The following is a 26,459-nucleotide window of genomic DNA, read 5'->3' as shown; positions in this document are numbered from 1 at the left end:
GCGATTAATACTCAGCCACAGGGCGTACTTCAACGGTGCCCCACTTAGCTGAAGGGATCTTGGCGGCGTACTGCAAAGCCTGATCGAGATCTTTGCAGTCCAGCAGATAAAAGCCACCCAGTTGCTCTTTTGTTTCAGCAAAAGGACCATCATGCAACTCAGCCTGATTAACGCGAACTTTAACCGATGTCGCAGTACTCACATCCTGTAGCCCTTCGCCAGCAATAAATACCCCATCACGTTTAAACTCTTCAGTTATTGCCATGTAATCCTTGAGCATCTCATCCCACTCAGGCGTATTATATTCAGGCTCACTATTAGGCTGGCTGTAGATTAATGCTAGAAACTTCATCGCTATCTCCTTAATGACACAATTTTTTATAAAAGACACAAGTACCAAGCTAATCACTTGGTTGTGTTAAAGACGGATAAGGAGATGAAATTTCTACATACACTCAAAAATAAAAGTAAAAAAGCACCACATCAAAAAAACAGTAATGCTTTTTCGCCAACAAGATTAAGCGCTAAGTCCCACAGAAAGTTGTATAGGGACCAAAATCAGCAGGTGCAGGCTCTGCATACTCCTGAGCCTCTTTTTGAAGCGTAAAAGGCGTCGCCAGTACAGCAAGAAGCTGCTCAAAAGGCTGATAATCACCTCTCATCTCAGCGGCTTCAATAGCACGTTCAACCTGATGGTTTCTAGGTATATAGATAGGGTTAGCACTGTTCATCATCTCTATACGCTTCGATACAGTTAACGACTCTTTAGCTAAACGCGTCTCCCACTCCTCTTTCCATACAAGAAACTTATCTGCATTATTAAACAGCTTTTGACTCTCATGGCTACCACTTTGCAGATCTAACGCAAGCTGACGGAACAGTTGAGTAAAATCAACCTCTTCGCCGGACATAGACTCAAGCAGCTGTTCGCCGAGTGCAAAATCGCCCTCCTCTTGATCCGATAGTCCAAGCTTACGTCTCATGCCAGCCGTCCAGTGTTGCTGGAACACCTCCCAAAAACCAGTAACAGCAGTTGTGGCAAGCGCAATCGCCTCATCTTGATCATCATGAATAAGCGGCAATAGCGTTTCGGCCAAACGCGCCAGATCCCACTGAGCCATCACAGGCTGATTATTATAGGAGTAACGACCATCTCTATCGATTGAGCTAAATACAGTGTCTGAACCATAGTCATCCATAAAAGCACAGGGGCCATAGTCTATGGTTTCACCGCTGATGGTCATATTGTCGGTATTCATCACACCGTGGATAAAGCCAACCAGTAGCCATTTAGCGACAAGCTCAGCCTGTTTATCTCTAACTGCACATAAAAAATCTAAATAGCGCTGCTCACTCTCCTCTACCTTAGGATAGTGACGAGCGATGGCATAATCGGCTAACTGCTTAACCTTGTCATTTTCACCACGTGAGGCAAAAAACTGAAATGTGCCCACACGAAGATGACTGGATGCCACCCGAGTCAACACTGCCCCTGGCAGATACTGGCTGCGCATCACAGACTCACCAGAGGTGACCACAGCCAAGGCTCTTGTCGTTGGGATATCAAGGGCAAACATCGCCTCACTGACGATATATTCGCGCAGTACAGCACCGAGAACCGCCTTACCATCTCCGCCCCGTGAAAATGGTGTTCGGCCAGACCCCTTAAGCTGTATATCCAGACGAATCCCGTCTTTATCAAGCACTTCACCCAGTAGCAAAGCACGGCCATCTCCAAGTTGCGGGCTAAACCCGCCAAACTGATGACCAGCATAGACTTGAGCTAACGGCGACGAACCTGAAGGTGCAATAGTGCCCGATAGCACCTGAGCAAGTGAGGTAGGGTCGGCATTTGTCAAACCAACTCTATTAGCCAGTGCACCATTGAGCTTTATTAGCTTAGGATCAGGCGCCTTCGCTCCAGAGCAAGCAACATAAAAACCTTCCAGCTTATCGAAATAACTATTGTCGAATGTTAATCCCAGATCGATCTCTTTATTGCTCATCTTTATATCCAATTGCTTAATAACTGTTATCCAATACTTTATAACAGTCGCCAAAAGAAAGGGCCAGTATATGACTGGCCCTAAGTTTAGTAAAAAGAGAAGCCTTAACGGCTATCACTCTTCACTTGGCAAAACCCAGTCTGGCCTAGGGAAGTGACAGGTATACCCGTTCGGCCTCAGCTCTAGATAATCTTGATGCTCAGGCTCCGCCTCCCAAAAATCACCCGCAGGAACCAATTCAGTCACAACAGGTCCAGGCCAGATCCCAGATGCATCCATACGAACAATCATCTTCTGTGCCTGCTCTTTCTGCTCATTTGAATCATAAAAGATCGCTGAGCGATAAGATGAGCCTCTATCATTACCCTGCCTATTAGGCGTAGACGGATCATGAATTTGAAAGAAAAAAGCGAGGATCTCATTGAAACTAGTCCGAGTGTTATCGAATAAGATCTCTATCCCTTCAGCGTGGGTACCATGATTTCGATAAGTGGCATCGACCACATCACCGCCGGTATAGCCCACTCGCGTTGCAATAACACCTTCACGCTTACGAATAAGATCCTGCATTCCCCAAAAGCACCCACCAGCTAAGATGGCTCTTTCTACTGCCATAATAATATCTCCTCGGTTGGAATAGGCTGACAGGTGAACATTTCACTATCAACAACACTAGGTATAGACCCTATTTAATCAGAAAAAATTTCACCTCTGAAAATAGCAGTGTTTAAAGACATCCCGTCAGCCCTCTAGCAAAAGAGGATCGCCTCAAAGAGTACAGCTTAATGAGAAAAGTGATTAATAATGAAAAAACAAAGCCTGTCACCAGCTTACCATCGACTCATACTTTACCACTATTTAGATTAAGCTTTTATGATTTGTGCTTTAGCTCACAGTAGCTAACGCAATTAGGTGGATAATGCGCCCCCTTAACCGTTCGTAATCTATACAGAATACAGAACCGTTAGACCGATATATTTCACGTTTGCGACAACGTCCCCTTTGAGAATACCACCTTGCTAACTAAGCAAACCACACATCAAACATCTTGGTGCAAAGCACCTTGGTTTCATACCCTGCTTATCTTTATTATTCCGTTACTCTTGGCGGTATTAATTCATCCGCAATTAGCACAATATGAGCTTGAATCCAAACTGCAAGAAGATCTAGATTTTCTTGCACAATCTCTGATTAAGCAGACCACTATCTTGGCAACTGACGAGGGGAAAGAGAGCTTCTCTCAGCTATCATGGAGCTGTAATGAAGCCGATATTGCCCTATTAAAAAGCGCTGAGTTTAGCCCTGAGATGGTGCGCCTAGTTCAAATGGAGCTAGCAAGTGGTGAGAAGTGCTCAAACCTCTCTTCGCCTTACTACCATATGGCTCAAAATACCAAGAAGTACCCACAATCTAACATCGAGGTTAGTATCTCTGCGGATCAAAACCCCTTTCTGCGAGATTTTATTTTTGAGTTCCCAGTGGGGAACCACAGTTTAATTGCCATCACTAATAGAACGGTATTCAACAGCTTTCTCACCGATCTCTGCCCTAACTGCTATCAGGTCGATATCCAATACCATGGATTGCCTGTCGTTTCACGGGGTAAGCAAACCGTGTCAAACACTAAAAATAGCAGGAGTGTTAGTCACTATATTCCCGCTCTGGATCTGACTCAAACATTGAACAGTGGCGATGCCATGTATCAGCTCTTCTATGACAAGATCTGGCTTAACTTGGTCTGCCTAAGCTTAGTGCTGTCATCTCTAGGTGCTATCTTTTACTGGCAATGGCAACAGCGCCGTGTGTCTTTGGAAAGTATGCTAGTCAACGGGTTAAAAAACAGCGAGTTTACCCCTTTCTATCAGCCAATCATTGACACCCGTAGCCACCAAATTGTGGGACAGGAGATGCTGGTTCGCTGGCGCAGAAGTGATGGTAACTTGGTGTTGCCGAATCAATTTATCCCCTACGCAGAGGATTCGGGGCTGATTATTCCCATTACAGAATCAACCCTAGCACAGGTCAAGCGAGACATTCCCAAACTACTTGGCTGGATCAGTGTCAATATTGTTGCCGAGCACCTTGAAAAGGGGCTACTGAGTCAATGGCTTGATAGAAATGAAAGCTGTGATACTCAAAGGTTATGTTTTGAATTAACAGAGCGTAAACCGATAGAGAATTTTGACAAAGCCATCATTGAGATAGAGCGGCTTGTTTTTCAATGCCAAGGTTTTAAGCTTGATGATTTCGGGACGGGATTTGGCGGGTTCAGTTACCTGCAAAAACTAGGATTTAACTGTATTAAGATAGATAAGATGTTTATCGATACCATTGGTACTGACGATTTAAAAGCTGGTGTATTGAAATCTATTATTGCCTTTGGCCATGAGTCAAAAATGGAGATGATAGCAGAGGGGGTAGAAACTCAAATTCAAGCTGACTATCTCAGTGAACGTGGTGTATATCTGCATCAAGGTTACCTCTATTCTCAGCCTGTTGGGTTAGATGAGCTACTGCACTTTTATGACAGATACCTTAATAAAGAGAAAGCTCATGAAGCATCTCATAAAGCCAGCTCTAAATTAACAGGGAGATTTCCACTAAAGAAGATAAGGTTCCCGAAACCTCCTAATCTACTGTAATCTATACTCCCGCTTTATAGGAGCGGGAAATCTAACCGAGTAAATTAACTCGCCCAGTTATGGGAGCATCAGTTTTTTAGCTTCATATATTGTTTTGGTGGCTTATCTAATGTTTTTTTGAAAAAGGTGATAAAGGCACTTACAGACTCATAACCTAAATCCTCCGCGATCCGCTGCACCGATTCACCTAAAGCAAGCTTCTGTAATGCCAATACAATATGTAGCTGGCCTCTCCAACGGCCAAATGTCAGCCCCGTTTCCTGCTTAGTCAACCTGGCCAAAGTACGTTCACTCATGGCATATTGCCTAGCCCACTCACCGACACTACGTCTGTCATCCGGTGTCGTCATGAGTTGAGAAGCTATAGCACTGAGTCTAGACTCAATGGGTGTTGGAAAATCGAAATGTTCAGTGGGCATATCTCGCAACTGCTCTATTAACACCTCAACTAATCTGGCTGTGGCACTCCCATCAAGATAGTGTTGATCCTGTTCCGTTAAATGGACAATGAGCTCCCTCAGCAGTGGAGATATCGACAGAGTACAGCTTCTATCGGGCATTCCGCTTATCTCAGGGTCGACAAACAACATACGCACATCAGCATTACTAGAGATACGATTACTGTGTGGTACTTGACTTGGGATCCACGCAGCACAATACGCTGGCACCATCCAGATGGCATCAGCAATTTTACACTTCACATAGCCATTCAAAGCCAGTACTAGCTGACACTTGTGATGCTGATGAAATGGCGTCTCCGCTTCATGATCTCCTCCAGTGGCTCTCAACGAGACCACTTTTTGCGGATAGCTATCAGAATCAAAAGCTGGAAAGTTAGGGGATTTATCTGACATGAATTGACCGTTTTTCGATATATGAAGTCACTATATCTCAATTAAGTAATCGAGTTAGCATTTAATATAACTAAATCACCAACATCCATATTAGGACCTCCTTAGTGACACAAGTTCAAACCTCTCGGCTCACCAGTACCGCTTACCTACTGCTTGGAGTGCTATTAATCGCAATTAGCCTACGTAGCCCAATCACAGGTGTAGGGCCTCTACTCGACCTCATCAGAGAGCAACTTCACTTATCAGCAACGCAAGCAGGTATGTTAACCACGCTTCCCCTGTTAGCTTTCGCATTTTTCTCTCCGCTTGCATCAAAACTAGCGCAAAAGAAAGGGCTAGAACACGCCCTAATGATCTCATTATTTTTACTGTTAACTGGCATCACAATTCGCTCGCAAGGCTCTTCAATCTCCCTGTTTACCGGCACCTTAATCATAGGAGCAGGGATTGCTATCGCCAATGTACTGCTTCCGAGTTTAATGAAGCGAGACTTTCCAAATAGAGTCACAACTATCACCTCAATCTACGTACTAATGATGGGAGTGGGCTCGGCTCTGAGTGCCAGTTTAGCGATCCCTTTGACCCATGTTGCCGAAAGCCTAAGCATAAAACTGATCCCAACCTGGGCTTTCTCCCTAGGGAGTATCATACTCTTCCCCATCATTGCGATTCTCATCTGGCTACCTCAGATGCGTAATCACACTCCTGCAGCAGAAAATACCAGTAAGCTAGATAGCCACAGCTATCTATGGCGCTCTCCCAGTGCTTGGCATATCACACTATTCTTAGCCCTTAACTCATTTCTGATGTATATCTTCATTAGCTGGTTTCCCACCATCTTAGTCGACACGGGCTACAGCCATGAGCAGGCTGGCGTTATCCATGGTTTACTGCAGCTATTTACAGCAGTCCCAGCAATTGTATTGATTCCTATTATCTCTAGGATTCAGGATAAACGCCTGCTGAGTTTAGGTTTAACCCTTTTAGGTATGATCGCGGTGATTGGGCTTATCTTAGCCCCTTCTCTTGCGATATTGTGGGCCATGCTATTTGGTTTTGGTGCTGGGGGTGGGTTTATACTTGCATTGGCTTTTATAAGTTTACGCACTACAGATATACACCAAGCAGCTACGCTATCGGGCATGGCTCAGTGTCTAGGTTATTTATTGGCTGCAACAGGTCCTATCATTATGGGCGCAATACATGAATATTCAGGTAGTTGGACTCCTCCTTTGATCCTTTGCGCAGTGGCTAACCTTCTATGGAGTATCTTCTCACTTCTTGCATCCAGAAGTGAGAAGATACATAAGCAACCTAAGCAATCGTTTCAATCAATTTAATAGAGTAAGAAAAGGTGCCCATAAACCATCTCGGGCACCTTCGAACTGCCAAGGTTCTAACTCATTAAAATAGATACGCTTTACTCTTTAGATAGCCGTGAACAAAATAACCGTGAATGAGTAGTTATGAATTAGAAGTCAAACTGCACACCCAATATCACAGTATCAGCTGCAATGAAGAACTCTTCGGCCTCATCCCCCCAAATGCTGTATTCAGCATAAAAACGACCATATTTATGGGGATAGATAACATCAATAAGTAGATGGTCAGTATCGACATTCACATTACTTGGAGAGGTCATATCAACAATTGAATACGCGGCTTGTATCTGCACTTCGCTAAACTTATATCCAGCGTAGATCTCATAAACCTGCTCTTCAACCATCTCACCAGCTGCGGGTAATCCCTCATAAAACCTGAGATCCTCTGACATCTGATAATGAGCTGCGATACTTAATTTGTCATGGTTATATACCAGCTGAACTGAATCAATACTGGCTTCTTCAACAAACGAGCTAACCTCAAACCGCGCAGCAGAAAGTGTAAAATCTTGCCACTTATACTTTGCCGCTATGTTATAGCCCACTAAGGTTTCACTATCAGAGCCATCAGCACTAGCTTTCACATCACCATCATTGAGTATCGCCATCGCAGAAGCTTGAAAGCCATTAAGATCTGGCGTGGTATAGGTGACCGCCCTGTCAGGCCTTAACACCTCAACATAGTGACCATTCCCAGCTTGATCGTAACCAAATAAGCCATAACGACTAGTGTGACAAATAACCCCTGATGCCTCATTAGTACAACCAGCAGACTGGTCAACATCGGCAAAGATATCAATGGCATTGTTGGTGTAATTCCACTGTGGAGAATACTGCTTACCTATGAGTAGAGAGCCATACTCGCTCTCTAAGCCAATGTTAGCGAGTCGAGCACGTGAATCGCTGCCAGCAAAAGAACCGTCACTGGTGAACAATCTAAACTCAACGTTGTAAGTGGCTTTTATGCCATCTAAAATCTCCGCACCTCCCGCAGCCCCCAAGCGAGAATAGTTATCCTTATACTCTAGTTCACCATTATTAGTATCTTGCACTTGTGCTCTAATCGTCCCATACCAATCAAACAGCTCACCAGCAGAGCTATTAGAGGTGAATAAAACAATTGAAATCGCAATTAAACTTATAGTGTTATTATATTTCATAGTAGTTTCTAAACCTTTATTAAAATATTTGATAGATTTAAATTCCAACTGTATGAATGCTATTTAATGTTCGAAGTCACAACTAACCAGATAGTTCCCAACAGATATTGAAAACCTACAATTAAGATTCAACAAAAATCATTCGAGCTGACAATGTAAATGTTTACATTCACCCCAATATATTACCAACGGTTAATTTTTATTAATTAATAAATAAAACTTATCATTATTTAATTATTGATATTTATTATAAGGCTAAAAATAGACTAACTCTTGCAAGGTACTAAAATAGCTTGTGACGATTGTTTCAGCTTTTCCCAATCACTCACCTGTACAGAGATCCCTTTGGTCCAAGACTCCTCTTGGTACCTCTTTAAGCGACTCGATGATAGATGCTGTTGATATTCATCTGAATTAGGCAGCTTAAAATGTGTATTACTAAACTCAATAGTAAGCCTCCGCTTATTATCGTTCGACAACTCACTATTCTCCCCCTCTACTCTTTTAATATATATTTCTGGCAGTTCATCACCGGAATTAAGTAGATATTTAATACCAATAGGTTCAAAAAAATCATCCCAACAAGCATTAATGGAAATACCATTTTTTGAAAGCTTACAGAGTTCACCAAAAGCTAACCATCGATTACAACAATTATTAATATTTAACTTAACTCTATTTTCATCCATCAACTTATCAGAGATATATCCAAGAATTGTCGGAATATGACACAAAATACTTTCATCATTTAGATCTATATTAATTTCAACAGACGATTCAAAAGTGATATGACAAGGCTTATTATTTTTATTTCCAAGATAATTAAGCGCATTAATAAAATGCTTAATACCATGTAAGCCAACCATCTCTAAATCTGCAACCATATTGGCAATAAGATCAGCTTCCCCATAAGGTAATCTCAATCCTTGAAAGGCTTTAGTGGTTACGCCCACTAACTCATTATGAGAGACTAAAATCATACTTCTTGCTCCACAGTACTTAATTACGTTTTTGATATTTCAGGAAGAATTGGAAATAACCACTCATCTGGGTGAAGCTCATCCATTAATGGTGCTCCTTGAAATAGCGTCACTCTTACCCAACGATCGGATCTTGGATCAAACTTTGTCGCGCCAAATACCGCTAACTTGCAACGTAACAGGTTCATGGGGAGAGCTTGCTTGGCCAGCACATTCATCTGAATGTCACCCATATGACAATGACCAAGAGACCAGACTCTTCGTGCAATACTTGCATATTGAGGCGATGCCAGCAGAAACTCGGCCAAACTTCTGTTATCAGGCTCAGCAACCAAGGTTTGATAGAGTTGATTGACTTGTCTGGCCATATCCAGTGATAGCTCTTTGTCATCGCCAGGTTCAATCCCTCTGACACCTAAACGGGGCTCCTCTTTATCTTCAGAACGGTACCAGAACCAATATTGGTTCTCCTCTTGACTGAAATCTATGTCAACAGCCCACCGATAACGCGTCTTAAGCACTTCAAGCATATGATGGATAGAGGTTCCTCTCGGAATAGCCAGCACCTCATCTGCGTTCATCTCCTGCTCTAAGGGATCAACAATCTGCGGGTAGCATTCAAGTAAACACGCTAGAAATACCTCTTGGGATTCAAGACTAAATCTCTGGTTATATTCAATCTGTCTTTGCCACGTCAGGTTCTGATGCTTTGCATAGCCAATAAACTTAATAATCTCATAGAGATCCAATACAGCTTGATGATTCAACCTCTGTTGATATTCATCTATGGTAACCACCTGCTGCAGGTGTGTTCGCGCCCTGTTAAGTAACTCCGTCAATAACTTGATATCTGCCTGAGCGATATCTTGCTCACTGACTACCGCAACCGCTTTCTCACGTTGAGAGAGCCATTGGTCGACAACTCTAGGGTGGTTAATAAGATAGGGAGCCATGCCTAAACCTGTGGCATTTCCCACACCAAGGTAGCGTTGCAGACCTTTATCAAGCTCCACCGCTTGCTCGCCACCTTGCTGTTTCGCTAAATAGTGAACCCAGTCGAGACTAAACTGCCTCAGAATATAAACGGCACACATCTGCGCGCTAAAGGAGAGGTTAAAGTCTGGATTATTTTGTAATATCTCGAAATCAGCAATACCAAACTTGCCGTTACCGTAAACAGCAGTCGTTCTTAAGATATAGCCAACTTGAGCCAGTATTTCACGCTCTGGTTGCTCGCCCGCCGCTAATGCATCGACTAGGTGTTCAAATACGCGCACACTTTTATTGGCACGCGCCAATACAATCACTTGGGTCGAGTTTCGCCCCGCCTCCTGCAGTGGCACATTATTTTGCAGTTGTGTCAGCAACTTCTTGTCTATCTCACCAATAACTAAAGCGAAAGTAATATCCCACTTTTCAGCGATAACTCTGTCGATGCGATCTTCATCATCGATCTCATTAGAAAAAATCACCAGATGGTAGTCTTGATTCGGTGTCGTTAGCTTATATATCACCACACCAAAACCTTTAGAACAGATCTCCCATTGAGCAAGGTCAAGCTGCCACTTATTGTGGTACATACGCCTTAATAGGCTTCTTACAAAACTAAGACGAGTTTGGTGCATCGCACCTAATCTTATTGGATCCATCACTATGGCTGGATCTCGCATGGAGCTATCTGATTGAAACTCATCTCTTTCAGGCATATTCAACACCATTCCCTCTACACTCTCACGACACATAACTCCCCCTTTCAACTGGAAATGGTGCAGTAAACTCACTGCACCTTATCGGTTTATAGACCTTGAGCCTTTGCCATCTTCATGGCGATTTGTGGCCCATTCCATAGGGAAGGTAAGAGGATCAACGACACAGGAACCGCGGTAATAACGATAAAGGATTGCAATGCCGTCACCCCTCCAGAGCCTAGTGAGATCAATATAATGGCGGTAATACCCATCATAATTCCCCAAAAAATCCTAATCACAGCGTTTGGTTCTGTTGAACCACTGATCACAACACTAATGGTGTAAGTCATTGAGTCACCGGTTGTGACAATAAAAATGGTGGTCAGAATTAAGAATAGAATCGAGATCACCATAGGGAAAGGTAATTGATTAGTGACCGCTAATAAAGCACCAGGTAGATTAAAACCTTCAAATGCCTTACTGACAGAACCAGGATTGGCTATCTCAAATGCTAGGCCAGAGCCGCCAACCACAGTAAACCAGAAGCAGGTGATCAGTGGTGCGATAATACAGATTGAGAAAACGACCTTTCTAATGGTGTAACCTCGAGAGATCTTGGCAAGAAAGATCGCCATCATAGGACCATAACCAATAAACCAGCCCCAGAAGAATACTGTCCACCAGCTTAACCAGCCCTCATCACCTCGATAGGTCGCCATAGGGATAAAGTTATCGATCATAGTCCCAACCCCTTGCAGGTAGCTATTGACGATAAAATTTGTTGGACCAAATAGTAGAATATAGATAATCAAACCAACCGCTAAAATGACGTTATAACGGCTAAGGATCTGGATCCCGCGGTTGACTCCACTCAAGGCAGAGATGGTATAGATAACGATCGCCAACATCACAATAATAAGTTGTGTGGTAAAGCCATCGGGAATACCAAAAAGGGCATTTAGCGCGAAACTAAGCTGCAAGCCTAAAAATCCAATAGGGCCAATAGTTCCAGCTGCCACAGCAATGATACAACATGCATCAATCAAAGCTCCTGTCGCGCCTTTCAATGCCCGCTCACCTAAAATGGGGTAAAGCAAGGTTCGAGGTTGCAGCGGTAAGCCCTTATCGTAATGAAGGTGCATCAAGACAATCGAGGTTAAGCTACCTAAAATCGCCCAGGCTAAAAAACCCCAGTGCATAAAAGATTGAGACAAGGCATTAAATGCCCCCTGCATCTTATCCTCTTGAGCCCCATAGAGTGGTGGAGGAGAAACAAAGTGTGCAATAGGCTCGGCTGCAGCCCAAAATACGCCACCACCGGCTAATAAGGTACATAAGATGATCGCCATCCATTTGAAGCCATCAATTTCTGGTTTATCCAGATTACCTAAACGAACATTACCCGTTTTCGCAGAGGCCAATGCAATGGCAATCACAAAGGTCATTAACATCAAAATTTGCCAAAATGGGCCAAAATAGTTCACTGACCAGGCGAAACCAGCGTTAACTATCTCTGACAGAAGTTGGTTATCAAAAAGGGCTAAGAGAACGAACAGGCTGATAAAGCCACCGCTCATCCAAAAAGCTGGATTATCGACTCCTAATTTCTCTAAAACGGATCCAGGTTTATCCGTCATCATTGTGCTATCGGTTATATTAGACATTGAGTGTCCCCCAGCATTTGACTGCTTTTTTTGCACATATCAGCTCCTATATTTTATTCTGCTAATTAGAGGAACTAATAACCACACGCTCTTAAATAATATGAATGATGTTGACATCATTCGGTTTTGTTATTTTTTTAAACTTAACTCCAAGAAATTAAACCAATTTCCCCCAATAATTTGGTTGGTTTCCTCTTGGTTAAAACCATGTTCAAGTAAGCCGTTATAGATATTTTTCATCCCGTTTTGAGCATCAAACCAAGGTAAAGCCGCTGGCCAACCTGAGTTTGAAGAGGACCCTTCGCCATAATCCATTGACTTAGACCAGCGTCCATTTCGCATCCACTCCAGCACCGACTGAGGCTGGTTCAAACACAGATCACTGCCAATGGCCAAACGGTCAACCCCAATTAAATCAGCAGTTTTAGCCACCATTTCGCAAAAATCGTTCAGCTGACATTGGCTTCCATTTGGCAGGTGGAATGGGTACAAACTAAATCCCAATAACCCTCCAGAGTCTCCCAATGCCGTTAACACCTCGTTGGATTTATTGCGCAGGGCATCATGTGCAAAGCTTGGATTGGCGTGGCTGATACAGATAGGGCGCTCTGATAGCTCTATCGTCTCCAATGTTGAGCGCTCAGCACTATGGGACATATCGATGATCATGCCGACTCGGTTCATCTCTTTAATGACCTGCTTACCAAAGCGAGTCACACCCGAATCGACACTTTCATAACACCCAGTCGCCAGTAAGCTTTGATTGTTATAGGTCAGCTGCATAATCAGTAAGCCCTGCTTACGCATCACCTCAATCAGGTCAATTTCATCATCGATGGGTGAGCAGTTTTGCGCTCCAAATAAGATCCCCACACGGCCAGATGCTTTTGCACTCGCAATATCTTCCACTCCATTGACTGGCATGATCAGGTCGTTATTTTGCTCAAACAAACGGTTCCATTGTCCAAATTGTGTCAAGGTTTGACGGGCATCTTCGTGGTAGGCCAAGGTCACATGGACAGCGGTGATACCGCTCTCTCTCAAGGTGATAAAGTAATCCCGGGTCCAGTTGCAATACTGCAGGCCGTCGATAATAATTTGATCCTGATACATAGAATCTCCTTAGTAGGGACGCTGATAAGTGGTTTTGATCACGGTATAGAACTCTTTGGCGTATTGCCCCTGCTCCCTTGGACCGAAACTTGACTCTTTACGACCACCAAAAGGCACATGGTAATCGGTACCCGCTGTCGGTAAGTTCACCATCACACAACCTGTCTGAGCCTGCTGCTTAAACACAGCGCTATTACGTAAGCTTTGAGTAATGATCCCACCGGTTAAACCAAATCGTGTATCGTTAACCGTGGCAATCGCTTCATCCAGATCTTTTACCTTGATGATCCCAGCCATAGGAGCAAACACCTCCTCCTGATTCACCGACCAGCTGTTATCAGTCTCTAATAATAGGGTTGGCGACATATAGTAACCATCATGCTCTAGGGTCAGCTTTTCACCGCCAAATCCTACTGATGCTCCTTCCGCCTTGGCCTTTTCCAGCCAGTCAAAATTGGCATCCAACTGATTTTTATCAACAACAGGCCCCATGAACACGCCTTCAGATAGTGCATGACCAACCTTGAGCCCTGACATCCTTTTTATCAGGGCGTCGACATAAGCATCATGGACACTATCAAAGACCACTAATCTCGAAGAGGCGGTACACTTTTGTCCTGCACCTGAGAATGAGCCCATAATGGTGGCCTCTACTGCAATATCGATATCCGCGTCATCGGCAATAACAAGTGCATTCTTACTGCCCATCTCAAGTTGACAACGCACAAAGTTAGCCGCTGTCGCTGTTGCCACTTTACGGCCTGTTTCAACTGAGCCAGTAAAACTAACTCCATCGATATCTGGGGAGTGGATCAAGGTATTGCCCACCTCAGCGCCACTGCCTAGCACTAAGTTGAACGTCCCTGCAGGTAGACCCTGTCTGTGGATTATCTCAGTCAGTGCCACGGCGCTTGCTGGCGTTAGGTTTGCAGGTTTCCAGATAACGCTATTGCCAAATGCCAATGCAGGAGCAATTTTCCAAGCCGCTGTCGCCGTTGGGAAATTCCAAGGAGAGATCACTGCGACCACACCTAAGGCTTCACGCGTAACCTCAACAGAGACACCTGGGCGCACAGATTGAGCAAGGTCACCCATCTGCCTTAACACCTCGGCGGCAAAATACTGGAAGAACTGTCCTGCACGGTAGATCTCTCCTCTTCCCTCTGCAAAAGGCTTACCCTCTTCACTGGCAAGTAGCTTTCCTAGTTCATCACAACGGGCAATCAACTCATCGCCAATGGCTTGCAAAACACTCTGTTTCTTCTCTAGTGGTGTATGTTCCCATTGAGGTTGTGCGCCTCTTGCCGCTTCAATAGCATCAACAACTTGCTGCTTACTGGCCTGTGAGAATTCACCTAAGCTTTCAGAAATATCTGAGGGGTTGATATTGGCTTTTGTCCCAATACCTGTGTGCCATTCACCGTTAATATAAAGTGATTTTTCTGCAGAAAATGTCATATGAAATCCCATTGTTTTAATTTGATTTTTAGGTGATTGATTAATTTACTGCCGCATAAACGACGAGCTCGACCAACATCTCCTCTCTTGCCAATCCGGCAATAACCATTGCGGCTCGATTGGGAAAAGGCGCGGTAAAATATTGACTGTATACCTTATTAAATTCGGCTAAATAGCTACGATCAGTGACGTAGATAAGCACTTGCAGTACCGCGTCGGAATTAACACCGGCCGCCTCTAAGGTATGCATTAAGTTATCCATCACCTGTTTTGACTGGGCATTAATGCCACCAGCAACCACCTCACCAGATGCGTTGATAGGGATCTGAGCCGTATAGAGAGTGCCGTTATTAACCACCGCCCACTCTAGTGGAGCCTTAGATGCAAATAGCTCTGTTTTCACGGCTTGTTTGATTAACCTTGAAGTCATACTTAACCTTTATTGACAATTGTTATTGCGTAATGGCTAAAGTATGCGCAAGAATAAGTCATCAATCGAACGCTTTATTTTTTACGATTGATAAGTTTTTTTTATCACCAATATCAACCGTTCCAGCAACACTAATTAGAAAAATAAAGGCAAATAAGGCGTTATGGATATTAAATTGCAGCAGTTAAGGTATTTCTCTCTCGTGGCGGAAAAAGGGGGATTTAGGGCGGCATCGGATACGGCAAATCGCTCTCAGGCGGCTCTGTCTACCTCAGTAAAAGAGTTAGAAAAGATACTGGGACAAGCCCTGTTTGATACGGGTCATAAGGCGCAACTAACTCCCTATGGCGAAGTCTGTTTGCCTATGGTTAATCAATTTTTAAACCTATACCAATCATTGGATAGTGACCTTAGAGCCGCGGCTAAAGGGGAGTTTGGCCGTTTAAAAATTGCCTCTGTCCCCTCTGTTGCAGCCAAACTGCTACCAAAGGTGTTGGCGGCTTTTTGCAATAATCACCCGGAAGTTCAAGTATCGCTAATCGATGATAATGCGGTAGGCATTGAAAAAAGGTTGCTCGCCGGAGAGGTTGATCTGGCACTGGGAAACTGCCTACATGCTAGCGATCATCGAATTGAGTTTTCACCTCTGTTTACCGACCCTCTAGGCCTCGTTTGCCAAAAAGATCATCCACTTGCCAGCAAGCATCAGGGGGTCGATTGGACCGATATCATTCCATTTCCTTTTATCAAAAATGGCACCTGTCGACTGCTTGCCACCACACCAGCTGCAGTATTAGCCGAACAAGCAAACTACGACGTTGAAAATATCACTTCACTATTTTCAGTCCTCGAATTAGGTGTGGGTGTTACCACCCTCCCCAAACTAGCCTTCCCCATAGAAAACAAAAACTTAGTTTGGATCCCCTTAAAACGACCTTTTATTGAACGAGAGATAGGGATCTTCCGCTCCATAGAGCGTCACCTATCACCACAAGCAGACGCCTTTTTACAGCTTTGCCAAACCCAGTTCGAAGCCTGTAATACCCAACTCTAGTGAAAAAACGTTATAGTGGCCAAAAGCTAACCAAAAATTTAAGGCAGATAGATGAGTCATGAGCTTCACACAGATAAAGCAGTAGAACCTCTCCCCACGATACTCATTACCGGGGCGTCTAAAGGTGTAGGGGCCGCTTGTGCTCATGGGTTTGCTAAGGCCTACCCTGCAGGTGTCAGACTGGTGCTTGTTGCAAGAGGTTTAGCTGCATTGCAAGCCTTAGAGAGTGACTTAGTGCAATACCCCAATGCCCAAATATTGACCTTAACAGCAGATATTGCCGATCTACAGGCATGCCAGACATTAGTGGATCAAACACTAGCCAAGTTTGGCCAAATTAACGTGCTAATCAATAACGCAGGCTTGCATCATAGAGGCGCATTTGCTGAGCGCACACCTGAGCAGATAGCCGCCATGATCGATCTCAATCTAAAATCTCCTCTCTACTTAAGCTCTCTTGTGCTGCCCCATATGCCCTCCCCAGCAGAAGGTTGTTGTAACGCAATTGTTATGGTGGGCTCCTTAGCAGGCCGCGCACCACTTCAAGGTGCAGCAACATATAGCAGCACTAAATCAGGATTACGCGCCTTCACTTACGCCCTACACGACGAGCTAAAAGAGAGTTCAATTAACGTGGCAGTGGTATCTCCAGGGCCTATTGATACCAGCTTTATTATGGATGAGATAGATGAAGTTGAAGATATCGTCTACTCACAACCTATGAGTACGCCTGAACAAGTTGCAGATGCAGTCATCAGACTTTCACAGAGTCAAGATGCCGAAATTGCAATGCCTTGGTTCAGCGGTAAACTTGCCACCCTAGGCTATCTTTCTCCTCGCTTTCGCCAAGCAATACGGGGACTTCTCTATAAAATAGGTCGAAAAAATAAAGAGAAATATCGTCAACGTAGGTCTTAATAGGGTAGGTTAATCAAAGAGAGGTCATACAACAGCCATACGCTAATCACTATAATGGGGATTTAAAATGAAAGGGAGACTCATTTTATCAATACTATTAATACTTTCTACATGGGATAGCCTTGCTAAAGAGTATCACTTCGTCTCAATAGAGAACTTAATAGAGCAGGAGGTGGGGCGAAAAGTATTACCACACTTTTACAAAAAACTGGGTCATAGCATCACCATCACTCCTCTTCCAGGAAAGAGAGCGTCAACAACCGTCTCTGTAGGAGAAAAGGATGGCGAGATTATGCGTATCTTCACTTACGGCATGGAACATCCAAATACTTTACGTATTCCAACCCCATATTATTCCCTACAAACCATGGCCTTTTATAAAAAAAGCAGTGGCGTTGTAATCAACCGTAAGGAAGATCTTCAGCACTATAAGCTTGTCAAAGTCCGCGGAGTCAAACACACCAATAATATCACCCAAGGGATGCCATTCGTTCACGATGTTGACTCCACAGTCGCCATGATGGATCTACTCGAGTTAGGTCGAGTCCAAGTCGCACTCACGAACACAATAGATGGCCTATTGGCGATTAAGGCCCGAGGTTATACCGATATCATAAGCTTAAGCGAACCGCTAGATGAGCTCAGCCTCTATCACTATGTTCATCAAGAACACTCACAACTCGTTGATGAAGTGGATAGTGTAATCAAACAGATGAAGCTAAATGGTGAGCTTGAAAAAATAATCAAGCAGGCTGAAAAAGAGGTGTTTAGCGCGAATTAAATTCGTAGGATATTTCAGCGCTCCCACCACCAGAAAAAATGATGAGGGCGAGCGCTTATCTGAAGCCTATAACTTAAACTGACCAACTTGAGAACGCATATCCTCAGACAAAGTGGTCAGCTCCTCGACTGAACTCGACAGTTCATGAGAGGCCTGGGTGGACTCCATAGCAATATCACTGATGGTGATAATGCTCTGATTAATACTCTCTGCCACACTACTTTGCTCCTCGGCTGCCGTAGCTATTTGAGTATTCATGTGACTGATATTATCTACAGACAACACGATATCCTTAAGTGCTTGGCCAGCCATATTGGCCTTATTATTTGCATCATCAACTTGCTTAATCCCAACCTCCATAGAAGCTACCGCTTCCTGTACCCCTTTCTGCAGGCGTTCAATCATGGTTTCAATCTCTTGAGTAGACTCCTGAGTCCTTTGCGCTAAAGTTCTCACCTCATCGGCAACCACCGCAAACCCTCTTCCCTGCTCTCCAGCCCTAGCAGCCTCAATCGCCGCATTCAGTGCCAACAGGTTAGTCTGCTCTGCAATTCCCTTAATCACATCTAAGACACTTCCAATACTTTGACTCTCATCGGAGAGTTTAGTGATAACGCTAGCAGTTTGCGTTATCTGTTCAGATAGCATCGACATGCTGGTGATTGACTGCTGAACAATCTCATTACCGTTTGCTGCATTGGTGTCGGCATCTTTAGCTGAGACAGCCGCTGCAGTGGTGTTTAGCGCAACCTCATTAACCGTTGCGACCATCTGATTCATGGCAGTTGCAGTCTGCTCTGTTTCCGACTGCTGATCATACATTCGCTCACTGGTTTTACGGGTGAACTCACTTAATTTAACCGTTGAATCTCCTACAGTATTCGATGCCTGATAGATGGAGTCTAAAATGCCACGTAGATGATTAATCACTAAAGTTAGATTGGAGGAGATCTGCCCTAATTCGTCATCATTAAATGTATTAAAAGTAACCGTAAGATCAGACTCTTTCTGAATCGTACTCAACTTACTGACGATATCATTGATGGGGAGCATAACAGCTCTGTTTACCCAAAGGCCGATAAGAATACTGGCGATAACAGCAATAATTGTCAGAATAATAAACACAGTGACCGATGAGGAATAGATATCACTGACTTTATTTTTCTCCTCTTCTGCGACTCTTAATTGCAAAGTAACCAACTCTCCAATCTTACTGCTTACTGGATCGATAACCTCATAAAGAGGCAAGATTTCATCATTCAACTCCCCAACTACCTTTCCTTGAGTTTGGTTAAGCTTATCCATAAGTTTTGAAATGGCGCTGTCTGCAGCCAAGAAGAGTTGATTAGCCTCTCGGCTTAATCGAGCCTCCTCCTCGGTATGGTTAGTTGACATAAATGCTTGCCACTTCTCTTTAATGCTCTTATTGGCCTTATCTAAAGCGCTAGTTGCCTCCTCGGCAGTAAAGGCGCCAGCATTGGCTTTATTTATCGCATCGATAACATACACAGCATAGTCATCACCAATTACTTTCAGCTCCTCAAGGGGAACGACTCTGTCGTAATAGATACTGACAACGCCATCCTCAATCTTCCCCATCATGTTGACAGCAAGAAAACTAATACAGGTTAAAAGAGCTAATGGAATTAATAAGCCTAAGGTCATTTTTTGTTTTATTTGTAGTTTGAGCATTATTTAACCCTTAGAAAGATGAAATAAGAAGTTTCCCTAACATGAACCCCGGCAATCCTTTAGTGGAATCGACTACATTTATACCAAAAAACAAAGAAAGATAAACAATTAGTTAATATTTTTATCTGAAGTAAACCATTATAAAAAGTAAGGAAAATAGCCCAAAGAGCTAAAGTTAGACTCAATATCAGTTTAAAAATCTTAAGAGCCAACTGTATTTATTGTTAAAGCGTTCCTTTAAGAGCGCGAAACCATGTCGATAATATTTCAGAAAATGAGTACGCAGTAGAGTTGTCAATCCTACCAGATTGATTAGCGTAGGGAGGAGCTCGATTATGAAGTGTTAAAAGAGAGCAGCGCTATTAATAAAGAGGAGGTTTACTTATTCTCATTGGGTGATTATAGTTTCGTCGCCAAAGAGATTTAAACAGGAGGAGTCATGCCAAAACGACCTAAACAAGTGCCGAGTATCGAACACGATAGCGGACGAGGAAAAATCAAAGATAACGCCTTAAAAGCCATTGTAACCAGTGAATTATTTAAGATGCGGGTGGAAAAGCCGAAAAAAGGCAAAGGTTCGTACAAACGTAAACAGAAGGGGCATATGCTAAAGGGCGATGCCCCTTTTTCTTGGCAGCTGTTTTTATTAGCTCTTCCTATCCTCCCAATCCAATATATTCACTAATCGTCAGCTGAACTTGTCAGCTCATCACTGAACTCAATCAGCTAACACTCAAGATAAAACACTAAGCTAACTTAGTAATTGAAAATCGCCTATTTGCCTCTGGCGTAAAGTAATAATACGTATCAGGAGTCGCTTTAGCTTTATACATATTGTCATCTGCAACTCTCAGTAAGCCACTAAGATCAGTTGCATCCAAAGGATAAAAACTAACTCCAATACTCGCACTTACACTCACACTAATATCCCCATACTTAAAGGGAGTTGATAAACTTAAGTGCAACTTCTCTATCACTTTAGTCACTTGGCGCGCATTCTCAATAGGCTCCAACCAGATCACAAACTCATCCCCTCCAATTCTGGCAATAATGTCCGATGTCCGCACAGCTTGAGTAAGCATCTTAGATACATGCATTAAGACAATATCCCCCACAGAATGGCCATAGTTGTCATTAATAGGTTTGAACCTGTCCAGATCGATAAAAAGAAGCGCACCATTAAGCTTAGTACGGCCACAACGGGCAATAGCAGTCTTCATCTGAGATTCAAAAGCGCTGCGACTATAGAGCTGAGTTAAACTGTCATAATTCGCAAGGAGCTGAAAATCCGCCCGCTGCTTCTGCAACTCTTCCGTCTGTCTGTCTACCTCCTCCTGTAGCTGCTCTTTTTTAATTGTAGTCGTCTCTAAAGAGTGTTTCATCAGATTAAACTGCTCAGCAAGTTCTGACAGTTCGTCGGTATCACTGACTAAAAGCCGACTTCCTAAATTGCCCTTCTCCAGATCTTTGATGCCTAAGGTCAGTACATTAAGATTTGCCTTAAAAGTCCTCAGTGTCATTATGATTAATATCAATACGAGAACTGAACCTAAGGTCAGGAATATCACCACAGCATAAAGAATTTTACGTTGAGAGAGCTCCGCATCTCTCATGGCGAGCTTTTGTAGCTTGGTCAGATCTTCATTCATCGATTGCAGCGTCATATTATATCTTGCAGATAGCATGCCCGCTGATGTGGTTATACTAGGTTGAAACTTAGACTCTATATCTTTTTGTGAAAGCTCTATTAATGAGCCTATATTCAGGTTCATCCTGATTAAGTTGGCAATGATGCTGTTCTTGCTTTCATTATTAAACTGCTCCTGCTCAAGCAGCTCTTTTAAGTCCTGATGAGCATATCGTGTCTGTATTAACGCATCTTGATCATTATATTGAAAGAGTAGCCATAACCGAGTCCCAAGTTCATTTATCTTAAGCTCAATCTCAATAACTTGGTGTAGCTCCTGATTGGTTCTCACCTGATTGTCATTTAGGCTCACTAACGAAAAAAGTATTCCTCCGGTTAGCATTAACCCAAGAATCAGTAAAATTTTTAACCGCTTAGTGACTTTCATCTTTTACCTACAAAGCCTTATCAGCATGCTCAAGAATATCCAATGCTTGGCTATCGATGAGTAACCTAAAATCAGGCATCCCCTGCTTATTAACCGCGCCGCTTGCAATCGCCCATCTCGCCTGAGTCTGTAAATTTGAGAGCAAAACATTACTTAAAGAGAGACGAAAAATATAATCATCCCAGCCCCACTCCAGCTCAGACATAGGTATCTTCAAGTAATCGCTAACCATCACCTTAGTTTCATCGGGGTAACTTGTGATAAAAGTTTCAGCTTCCGATATAGCAGCAAGCACATTCACATATTGTTTTAAGCTATTAGCAAATAGTGATTTTTTTGCTATTAAATTAAAAGAAAGATTATGAGTCCCCTTGGTATTAAACTGCCTGATCTGCTCTCCATATTCCTTGTTTAACTGATAACCAAATGGCTCCCAAACAGAGATCGCATCAACTTCTCCCGATAGCAATGCAGGACCTAAATCCTTAGGCTCCATATAAACATGGTTAAAATCCACCGTATTATTGCCAGTAATAATCATATAAGCATAGATAAAATACTCACTGGCACTGGACTTAACCATGCCAACACTTTTCCCTTTGAGTAGATGGGGTTCTGATATTGAACTACTTTCTAAGGAGAGCACCTTTAGATCATTATCAGATTCAGCAAAACTAGCCAACACAGAAAAATCGCTGCGCAGGAAACTATTAAACATCACCACAGATTCAGAGCTGGTTGCTAAATCCACATCACCATTCATCAACATCTTAAAACACTGATGCCCTCCTCTTGTGGGGTAGAGGTTGACTAGAACATTGTATTTCTCAAACAGAGATAACTTCTCTGCAATGATAAAAGGGGCACTTAAGGGGGTAGTAGATACAGCTATTTTAACTGGAGTAGACTGCTGTTCTAAAACAGCTTTAGACTCAATATACTGGTCAACTCCTATCCCAATAAATATCAAGGATAAGAGAATAGAGAAAACTAACAACACCTTCATTATCATCTTATTATCCATATAAAAAGATCATACATAATCAAGTGTAGTCGAGGAAAAAAATGACCTAGAAAAAAGTGACTTTTATTTGTCACATAATAGAAGATAGAACAACACAAGAAGGATTAAATTCGGTTTATATTAGGCACTCCTTTCATCGTTTGCAGTTTTTGCGCTAATACTTGATCATGTTTGAACCAAAATGCTCCCCCAGGAGTAACCTCTTTTAACACGGTATACTCGCCGATATTACCGATATAGAAACGAGAGAATCGATTACCTAGAAATGAAGTTTGCGCATACATGCTTCCCTCACCTAAAGTTTCACATTGCACCTTTAAGGGTGAAGTCTGGCTTAAATTAAAACCTGAAATGGTAATCAACTGTCCATCAATCCTAAGAGAGCTAGCAGTTAATAGCTCCATCTTCTCTACCTCAGTCACTTTACCTTCGCAAAAACCAGGCATTTTAACCCAAAGTCCCATGACAACAGGTTGTAGATCTGCGCTATCATCTCGGCTATTCAAACTTAGATAGAGCACGCTACCCAACACACCTAAAAATGCCACTAAACCTACACTCAAGAAAATATAGTTAACTTTATTCGACACCATCTCCGCCCATAAAAATTCAGTGATTAGATTAAAATGATAAAAGCATACTGCTCTGCGTTAAATTTAAGACTAGCTAATACCAATCGGTATAAAATGCTAACGAATTGAACTAATAGCTAATTTTAAACAGAAGTAGAAGGTAACATAGGTTTTCAAGAGAAGGGGAGAAATCTGAATTCAGTAAATAAAACCTTGTGACTAAGCTTGGCCTGATATACCAACAAAACCAAGCTTATGTCAATTAACCAACAGGGGGATAACCTTTTAATTGTAGCCAAGAATAAAGTCCTTCTCTTCATTGATCACATCAGTAAATCCATCTGTCTCTAAGCCATTTGAGGCCATAGTTTCACTGCCCAGCAGCTTGACGACAAAATCGACTCGACAACGATAGCTACTTGAGCTTTGGTAGAGGCCTTGGTTAACAGTAAAATTAACATATTTTGGGGTGATATCTCTTGTTCTATATGGCATAGGACTTTCCTCTGATTATGCATCACATTTAATAATCTCTTAATGCGAATGGCTGTGCTTAACCATAATAAAAGCATTTGTCATGCCAAGCCCTTCAGAAGTTTTGTGAAAGTGTATGAGGTTCTTGTAGAGAATCAATTAAACCAAGGTGTTATTAAAACAAGTAAGCCAATGCTTATCGCTATTTTATGGTTCACTTAGGCTTAGCACGACCTCTATAGCGCTAAATCTCCTTTTCACTTTGCAATCCATTTTCAAATCTATTGTCATTTTGCTACTGACCTTCTATCACTGAACTAGCTTAGCTCTTGGGATCAGTGCTTGGAACTGGCTCTTGAAACTAGCTATTGAAACTAGCTATTGAAACTAGTCTTCGGACTTAGAGATAAACATGCGCTTGGTATCCTTGCCCCAAAGTTGAATAATTTTACGTGTCTTACCTTTATTCCAGAAACACTTCCCAAACATGATAATTCCAGCCCCCTCAATGTCGCGACGCTCCTTTATTGCAAACTGATGAAAAAGTGCCTTTTGAAACTCATCTATCGGTATACCTACATCCTGACAATCAGCAGGGTTAAGCCACGTCATGCTCTTATCGCTATGAGATATGGTTCCCCAATACATTCTCGGCGCTCCATTCTCTGTCGGCTCTGCATCGGCAAAGTTCACAAACAGGTTCTTGGCTCGCCAGCGATACTTTTCGTCGGTATAAACCCATAAATCTGAATCGGCAAGGTCGCTTCCACGCAACAGACTGTTGAGCAGCTTCTCTAAGCCTTGAGTGGCTACCCGCTTTTGGGGGATTACAGGGTCTCCCTCACTCAGTTCTGAGCCAGCCACTTCATCTACATCACAAGCTAATTTTTCTGGGGGGGTGCTCTTCGAGCTGGAGGCCTTCTTTGATTTAGCTCTCTGCTTATCCCCAGCAGTTTTAACCGTTGCTGGTTTTGAGAAGTCGATGACCAAGGCATCGCTATTCACCAGCTGCTGATTAACTTCAAGGGCATCTTGCTCCTCTCTTAACTTAGCTTGTGACGGCTTAAACTCACTGCAATCGAGTTTATGATAACGAGAACCAAAACAAGCAGCCTTACCGTCTTTAGACGCTTTACGATAAAAGGCTTTTTGACGACAAACAGGACAGAGTAAAAATTGACGATACTCTTCAATCTCATCACGACTTAGCTTCTGAAACTTAAAGACTGAATAGGGTTCATCTTGGGATTTATCTAAGGTACAGATCGCATCAAGCATAATATCGACTCTTAATTGGGTTAAGGAGCCTAATGGCGAATGGAGAGGGTTATCATCACAGGAGCATGATCTGTACTTTGGCTATCCCGATCAAAGCTAGGATTAATAAGGTGACGGTCGTAGGTTTCATAGCGACCAACCTCAGCCAGACTCCGGCTGTGTTTAGCATCAAACTCACACGAGAGCAGAATGTAATCTAACACTGAGCCCGCGGCTAAATAGTAATAGGTGGCAGGACGCTGTTGTGAACTAAGACTGTATTGGCTTTTTTGATATAACTCATATGAATCCTGAAGCTGATACTCCTGCAGCTCCTCTGTGACATCACCAAAAACATTATCTGGTTTAATACGAGTATCAACCGATGTTAATGATGCGAGCACTCCACCTTCTAAGCCATCATTAAAATCTCCCATCAACATCATGGGGTATTGTGTCTGAACACGCCTCTCTACCATAGCATGACGCAGCAGCGCAGCTTCAGACCCTCGCACAATACTCGCTCCCCATTGCGCCAAAGCTTCGACAGCCAGTAGCTGACCAGTTTTCAATTTAACTTGAGATTTACCTGAAAGATATTCAGTTTGAGCATCAAAAAGAGGGCGTTTAGATTTAAAATGCACCACGTAACAATCGCAAGGGCCTAGCTTAGGAATCGACACCGTTGCCCGTAATGGTTTACGACTGAAGGAAAAGTTAGCAGGCATTCCAACCATTTCGGCTAGCTGGCTATCAGCTTCAACACTGTGAACATCAATAATCGGATAGCGAGAGGCGATAGCAACCACAGGTTTACTGTAGATAAAGTCATCAAACACATCAGGTTCATCGAGCACAGCAAAATAATCTAAACCACAAGCTTGGGTCAAAGTTGCTAAAGCATCTGGACTAAAGACCTCTTGAAAACCTATCACATCAGGCTGGTGTTCATTAAGGTAGCTAGTTATCCAAGCTAGCTTTTTTTGCCACTGCTCCTGAGTATAGATATTTTCAAAATCGTAATAAGCGCTAGGAGGCTCGATAAAGTTGAACAGGTTAAAAGTTGCGACTTTAATCAACTCAACAGTGTCTGACTCTTGTTTCAAATGATTATGCAAGCTTGGAACCTTTTATAGGTAATAGTAACTAGCTGAAAGTTATAATTTAAGTATATACCAATTGCAGGCTTCAAATATAACCAAATGAAGTCAGATCATAGGAGGAGTTTTACACTC

General features: G+C 42.9%; 24 protein-coding genes. 6 read left to right on the top strand and 18 right to left on the bottom strand.

Annotation, left to right across the window (positions count from 1 at the left end):
* Nucleotides 1-4 precede the first annotated feature (4 nt).
* From SWOO_RS04215 to msrA, 3 genes are all read right to left on the bottom strand, one after another.
* On the bottom strand, nucleotides 5-352 hold the full coding sequence (locus SWOO_RS04215) for a YciI family protein (RefSeq protein ID WP_012323466.1): 348 nt from the start codon (nucleotides 350-352) through the stop codon (nucleotides 5-7).
* Nucleotides 353-524: 172 nt separating this feature from the next.
* The gene (locus SWOO_RS04210) at nucleotides 525-2,006 is read right to left on the bottom strand and encodes a protein adenylyltransferase SelO (protein WP_012323465.1); all 1,482 of its coding nucleotides are present in this window, start codon (nucleotides 2,004-2,006) and stop codon (nucleotides 525-527) included.
* 114 nt (nucleotides 2,007-2,120) lie between these two features.
* A complete protein-coding gene (gene msrA / locus SWOO_RS04205; RefSeq protein WP_012323464.1) occupies nucleotides 2,121-2,621 on the bottom strand; it encodes a peptide-methionine (S)-S-oxide reductase MsrA in 501 nt (166 codons plus the stop codon).
* 401 nt (nucleotides 2,622-3,022) lie between these two features.
* Here msrA and SWOO_RS04200 point away from each other — a divergent pair, with 401 nt between their 5' ends.
* Nucleotides 3,023-4,648: an EAL domain-containing protein gene (locus SWOO_RS04200; protein ID WP_012323463.1), complete on the top strand. Its 1,626-nt coding sequence runs from the start codon at nucleotides 3,023-3,025 to the stop codon at nucleotides 4,646-4,648.
* 68 nt (nucleotides 4,649-4,716) lie between these two features.
* On the opposite strand, the gene SWOO_RS04195 is transcribed toward SWOO_RS04200, so the two are convergent.
* Complete coding sequence (locus tag SWOO_RS04195) at nucleotides 4,717-5,502, bottom strand: AraC family transcriptional regulator (RefSeq protein ID WP_012323462.1); 786 nt, start codon at nucleotides 5,500-5,502, stop codon at nucleotides 4,717-4,719.
* Between the two features lie 104 nt (nucleotides 5,503-5,606).
* Between SWOO_RS04195 and SWOO_RS04190 the strand changes: the two genes are divergently transcribed.
* A complete protein-coding gene (locus SWOO_RS04190) occupies nucleotides 5,607-6,842 on the top strand; it encodes a CynX/NimT family MFS transporter (RefSeq protein ID WP_012323461.1) in 1,236 nt (411 codons plus the stop codon).
* A gap of 131 nt (nucleotides 6,843-6,973) precedes the next feature.
* Here SWOO_RS04190 and SWOO_RS04185 read toward each other — a convergent pair whose 3' ends face one another.
* The 7 genes from SWOO_RS04185 to SWOO_RS04155 form a co-directional block, all read right to left on the bottom strand.
* Entirely contained in the window at nucleotides 6,974-8,044 is a 1,071-nt protein-coding gene (locus SWOO_RS04185) for a porin (RefSeq protein ID WP_012323460.1), read from the bottom strand.
* A 266-nt stretch (nucleotides 8,045-8,310) separates the two neighbouring features.
* Complete coding sequence (locus SWOO_RS04180) at nucleotides 8,311-9,024, bottom strand: DUF3726 domain-containing protein (RefSeq protein ID WP_012323459.1); 714 nt, start codon at nucleotides 9,022-9,024, stop codon at nucleotides 8,311-8,313.
* 23 nt (nucleotides 9,025-9,047) lie between these two features.
* Nucleotides 9,048-10,766 (bottom strand): hypothetical protein, encoded by a 1,719-nt coding sequence (locus SWOO_RS04175; RefSeq protein ID WP_012323458.1) that lies wholly within the window; start codon nucleotides 10,764-10,766, stop codon nucleotides 9,048-9,050.
* A gap of 53 nt (nucleotides 10,767-10,819) precedes the next feature.
* The gene (locus tag SWOO_RS04170; protein WP_041417954.1) at nucleotides 10,820-12,376 is read right to left on the bottom strand and encodes a BCCT family transporter; all 1,557 of its coding nucleotides are present in this window, start codon (nucleotides 12,374-12,376) and stop codon (nucleotides 10,820-10,822) included.
* A gap of 129 nt (nucleotides 12,377-12,505) precedes the next feature.
* On the bottom strand, nucleotides 12,506-13,489 hold the full coding sequence (locus tag SWOO_RS04165) for a membrane dipeptidase (RefSeq protein ID WP_012323456.1): 984 nt from the start codon (nucleotides 13,487-13,489) through the stop codon (nucleotides 12,506-12,508).
* A 9-nt stretch (nucleotides 13,490-13,498) separates the two neighbouring features.
* Nucleotides 13,499-14,947: an aldehyde dehydrogenase family protein gene (locus SWOO_RS04160; protein ID WP_012323455.1), complete on the bottom strand. Its 1,449-nt coding sequence runs from the start codon at nucleotides 14,945-14,947 to the stop codon at nucleotides 13,499-13,501.
* Nucleotides 14,948-14,987: 40 nt separating this feature from the next.
* Nucleotides 14,988-15,377, bottom strand: coding sequence for a RidA family protein (locus SWOO_RS04155; RefSeq protein ID WP_012323454.1), 390 nt, complete (start codon nucleotides 15,375-15,377; stop codon nucleotides 14,988-14,990).
* A gap of 163 nt (nucleotides 15,378-15,540) precedes the next feature.
* On the opposite strand from SWOO_RS04155, the gene SWOO_RS04150 reads away from it, so the two are divergent.
* The 3 genes from SWOO_RS04150 (at nucleotide 15,541) to SWOO_RS04140 (ending at nucleotide 18,130) form a co-directional block, all read left to right on the top strand.
* Complete coding sequence (locus SWOO_RS04150) at nucleotides 15,541-16,431, top strand: LysR family transcriptional regulator (RefSeq protein WP_012323453.1); 891 nt, start codon at nucleotides 15,541-15,543, stop codon at nucleotides 16,429-16,431.
* A 51-nt stretch (nucleotides 16,432-16,482) separates the two neighbouring features.
* Complete coding sequence (locus SWOO_RS04145; RefSeq protein ID WP_012323452.1) at nucleotides 16,483-17,349, top strand: SDR family NAD(P)-dependent oxidoreductase; 867 nt, start codon at nucleotides 16,483-16,485, stop codon at nucleotides 17,347-17,349.
* A 67-nt stretch (nucleotides 17,350-17,416) separates the two neighbouring features.
* Nucleotides 17,417-18,130, top strand: coding sequence for a substrate-binding periplasmic protein (locus tag SWOO_RS04140; protein ID WP_012323451.1), 714 nt, complete (start codon nucleotides 17,417-17,419; stop codon nucleotides 18,128-18,130).
* A 66-nt stretch (nucleotides 18,131-18,196) separates the two neighbouring features.
* Here SWOO_RS04140 and SWOO_RS04135 read toward each other — a convergent pair whose 3' ends face one another.
* A complete protein-coding gene (locus SWOO_RS04135; RefSeq protein ID WP_012323450.1) occupies nucleotides 18,197-19,822 on the bottom strand; it encodes a methyl-accepting chemotaxis protein in 1,626 nt (541 codons plus the stop codon).
* Between the two features lie 439 nt (nucleotides 19,823-20,261).
* Here SWOO_RS04135 and SWOO_RS04130 point away from each other — a divergent pair, with 439 nt between their 5' ends.
* Nucleotides 20,262-20,507 carry a ribosome alternative rescue factor ArfA gene (locus tag SWOO_RS04130; RefSeq protein ID WP_012323449.1) on the top strand — a complete coding sequence of 82 codons (246 nt, stop codon included), beginning with the start codon at nucleotides 20,262-20,264 and terminating at the stop codon, nucleotides 20,505-20,507.
* 61 nt (nucleotides 20,508-20,568) lie between these two features.
* On the opposite strand, the gene SWOO_RS04125 is transcribed toward SWOO_RS04130, so the two are convergent.
* The 6 genes from SWOO_RS04125 to SWOO_RS04100 form a co-directional block, all read right to left on the bottom strand.
* Nucleotides 20,569-21,897 carry a diguanylate cyclase domain-containing protein gene (locus SWOO_RS04125; RefSeq protein WP_012323448.1) on the bottom strand — a complete coding sequence of 443 codons (1,329 nt, stop codon included), beginning with the start codon at nucleotides 21,895-21,897 and terminating at the stop codon, nucleotides 20,569-20,571.
* A gap of 7 nt (nucleotides 21,898-21,904) precedes the next feature.
* Nucleotides 21,905-22,921, bottom strand: coding sequence for an ABC transporter substrate-binding protein (locus tag SWOO_RS04120; protein ID WP_195742855.1), 1,017 nt, complete (start codon nucleotides 22,919-22,921; stop codon nucleotides 21,905-21,907).
* A gap of 104 nt (nucleotides 22,922-23,025) precedes the next feature.
* Nucleotides 23,026-23,514, bottom strand: coding sequence for a hypothetical protein (locus SWOO_RS04115; protein WP_012323446.1), 489 nt, complete (start codon nucleotides 23,512-23,514; stop codon nucleotides 23,026-23,028).
* A 264-nt stretch (nucleotides 23,515-23,778) separates the two neighbouring features.
* Entirely contained in the window at nucleotides 23,779-23,988 is a 210-nt protein-coding gene (locus SWOO_RS04110) for a hypothetical protein (RefSeq protein ID WP_012323445.1), read from the bottom strand.
* 366 nt (nucleotides 23,989-24,354) lie between these two features.
* Nucleotides 24,355-25,245, bottom strand: a complete 891-nt coding sequence (locus tag SWOO_RS04105) for a hypothetical protein (RefSeq protein WP_012323444.1) — start codon at nucleotides 25,243-25,245, stop codon at nucleotides 24,355-24,357.
* 29 nt (nucleotides 25,246-25,274) lie between these two features.
* Nucleotides 25,275-26,342 (bottom strand): endonuclease/exonuclease/phosphatase family protein, encoded by a 1,068-nt coding sequence (locus SWOO_RS04100; protein WP_012323443.1) that lies wholly within the window; start codon nucleotides 26,340-26,342, stop codon nucleotides 25,275-25,277.
* Nucleotides 26,343-26,459 lie beyond the last annotated feature (117 nt).

The sequence above is a fragment of the Shewanella woodyi ATCC 51908 genome (assembly GCF_000019525.1).
Lineage (GTDB): Bacteria > Pseudomonadota > Gammaproteobacteria > Enterobacterales > Shewanellaceae > Shewanella > Shewanella woodyi.
This window is presented reverse-complemented; position numbering and strand designations above follow the sequence as displayed.

Excerpts from the sequence above, each read along its gene's own strand:
- SWOO_RS04215 (WP_012323466.1), bottom strand. The coding sequence starts at position 352 with ATGAAGTTTCTAGCATTAATCTACAGCCAGCCTAATAGTGAGCCTGAA.
- SWOO_RS04210 (WP_012323465.1), bottom strand. The coding sequence starts at position 2,006 with ATGAGCAATAAAGAGATCGATCTGGGATTAACATTCGACAATAGTTAT.
- msrA (WP_012323464.1), bottom strand. The coding sequence starts at position 2,621 with ATGGCAGTAGAAAGAGCCATCTTAGCTGGTGGGTGCTTTTGGGGAATG.
- SWOO_RS04195 (WP_012323462.1), bottom strand. The coding sequence starts at position 5,502 with ATGTCAGATAAATCCCCTAACTTTCCAGCTTTTGATTCTGATAGCTAT.
- SWOO_RS04185 (WP_012323460.1), bottom strand. The coding sequence starts at position 8,044 with ATGAAATATAATAACACTATAAGTTTAATTGCGATTTCAATTGTTTTA.
- SWOO_RS04180 (WP_012323459.1), bottom strand. The coding sequence starts at position 9,024 with ATGATTTTAGTCTCTCATAATGAGTTAGTGGGCGTAACCACTAAAGCC.
- SWOO_RS04175 (WP_012323458.1), bottom strand. The coding sequence starts at position 10,766 with ATGTGTCGTGAGAGTGTAGAGGGAATGGTGTTGAATATGCCTGAAAGA.
- SWOO_RS04170 (WP_041417954.1), bottom strand. The coding sequence starts at position 12,376 with ATGTCTAATATAACCGATAGCACAATGATGACGGATAAACCTGGATCC.
- SWOO_RS04165 (WP_012323456.1), bottom strand. The coding sequence starts at position 13,489 with ATGTATCAGGATCAAATTATTATCGACGGCCTGCAGTATTGCAACTGG.
- SWOO_RS04160 (WP_012323455.1), bottom strand. The coding sequence starts at position 14,947 with ATGACATTTTCTGCAGAAAAATCACTTTATATTAACGGTGAATGGCAC.
- SWOO_RS04155 (WP_012323454.1), bottom strand. The coding sequence starts at position 15,377 with ATGACTTCAAGGTTAATCAAACAAGCCGTGAAAACAGAGCTATTTGCA.
- SWOO_RS04150 (WP_012323453.1), top strand. The coding sequence starts at position 15,541 with ATGGATATTAAATTGCAGCAGTTAAGGTATTTCTCTCTCGTGGCGGAA.
- SWOO_RS04145 (WP_012323452.1), top strand. The coding sequence starts at position 16,483 with ATGAGTCATGAGCTTCACACAGATAAAGCAGTAGAACCTCTCCCCACG.
- SWOO_RS04140 (WP_012323451.1), top strand. The coding sequence starts at position 17,417 with ATGAAAGGGAGACTCATTTTATCAATACTATTAATACTTTCTACATGG.
- SWOO_RS04135 (WP_012323450.1), bottom strand. The coding sequence starts at position 19,822 with ATGCTCAAACTACAAATAAAACAAAAAATGACCTTAGGCTTATTAATT.
- SWOO_RS04130 (WP_012323449.1), top strand. The coding sequence starts at position 20,262 with ATGCCAAAACGACCTAAACAAGTGCCGAGTATCGAACACGATAGCGGA.
- SWOO_RS04125 (WP_012323448.1), bottom strand. The coding sequence starts at position 21,897 with ATGAAAGTCACTAAGCGGTTAAAAATTTTACTGATTCTTGGGTTAATG.
- SWOO_RS04120 (WP_195742855.1), bottom strand. The coding sequence starts at position 22,921 with ATGGATAATAAGATGATAATGAAGGTGTTGTTAGTTTTCTCTATTCTC.
- SWOO_RS04115 (WP_012323446.1), bottom strand. The coding sequence starts at position 23,514 with ATGGTGTCGAATAAAGTTAACTATATTTTCTTGAGTGTAGGTTTAGTG.
- SWOO_RS04110 (WP_012323445.1), bottom strand. The coding sequence starts at position 23,988 with ATGCCATATAGAACAAGAGATATCACCCCAAAATATGTTAATTTTACT.
- SWOO_RS04105 (WP_012323444.1), bottom strand. The coding sequence starts at position 25,245 with ATGCTTGATGCGATCTGTACCTTAGATAAATCCCAAGATGAACCCTAT.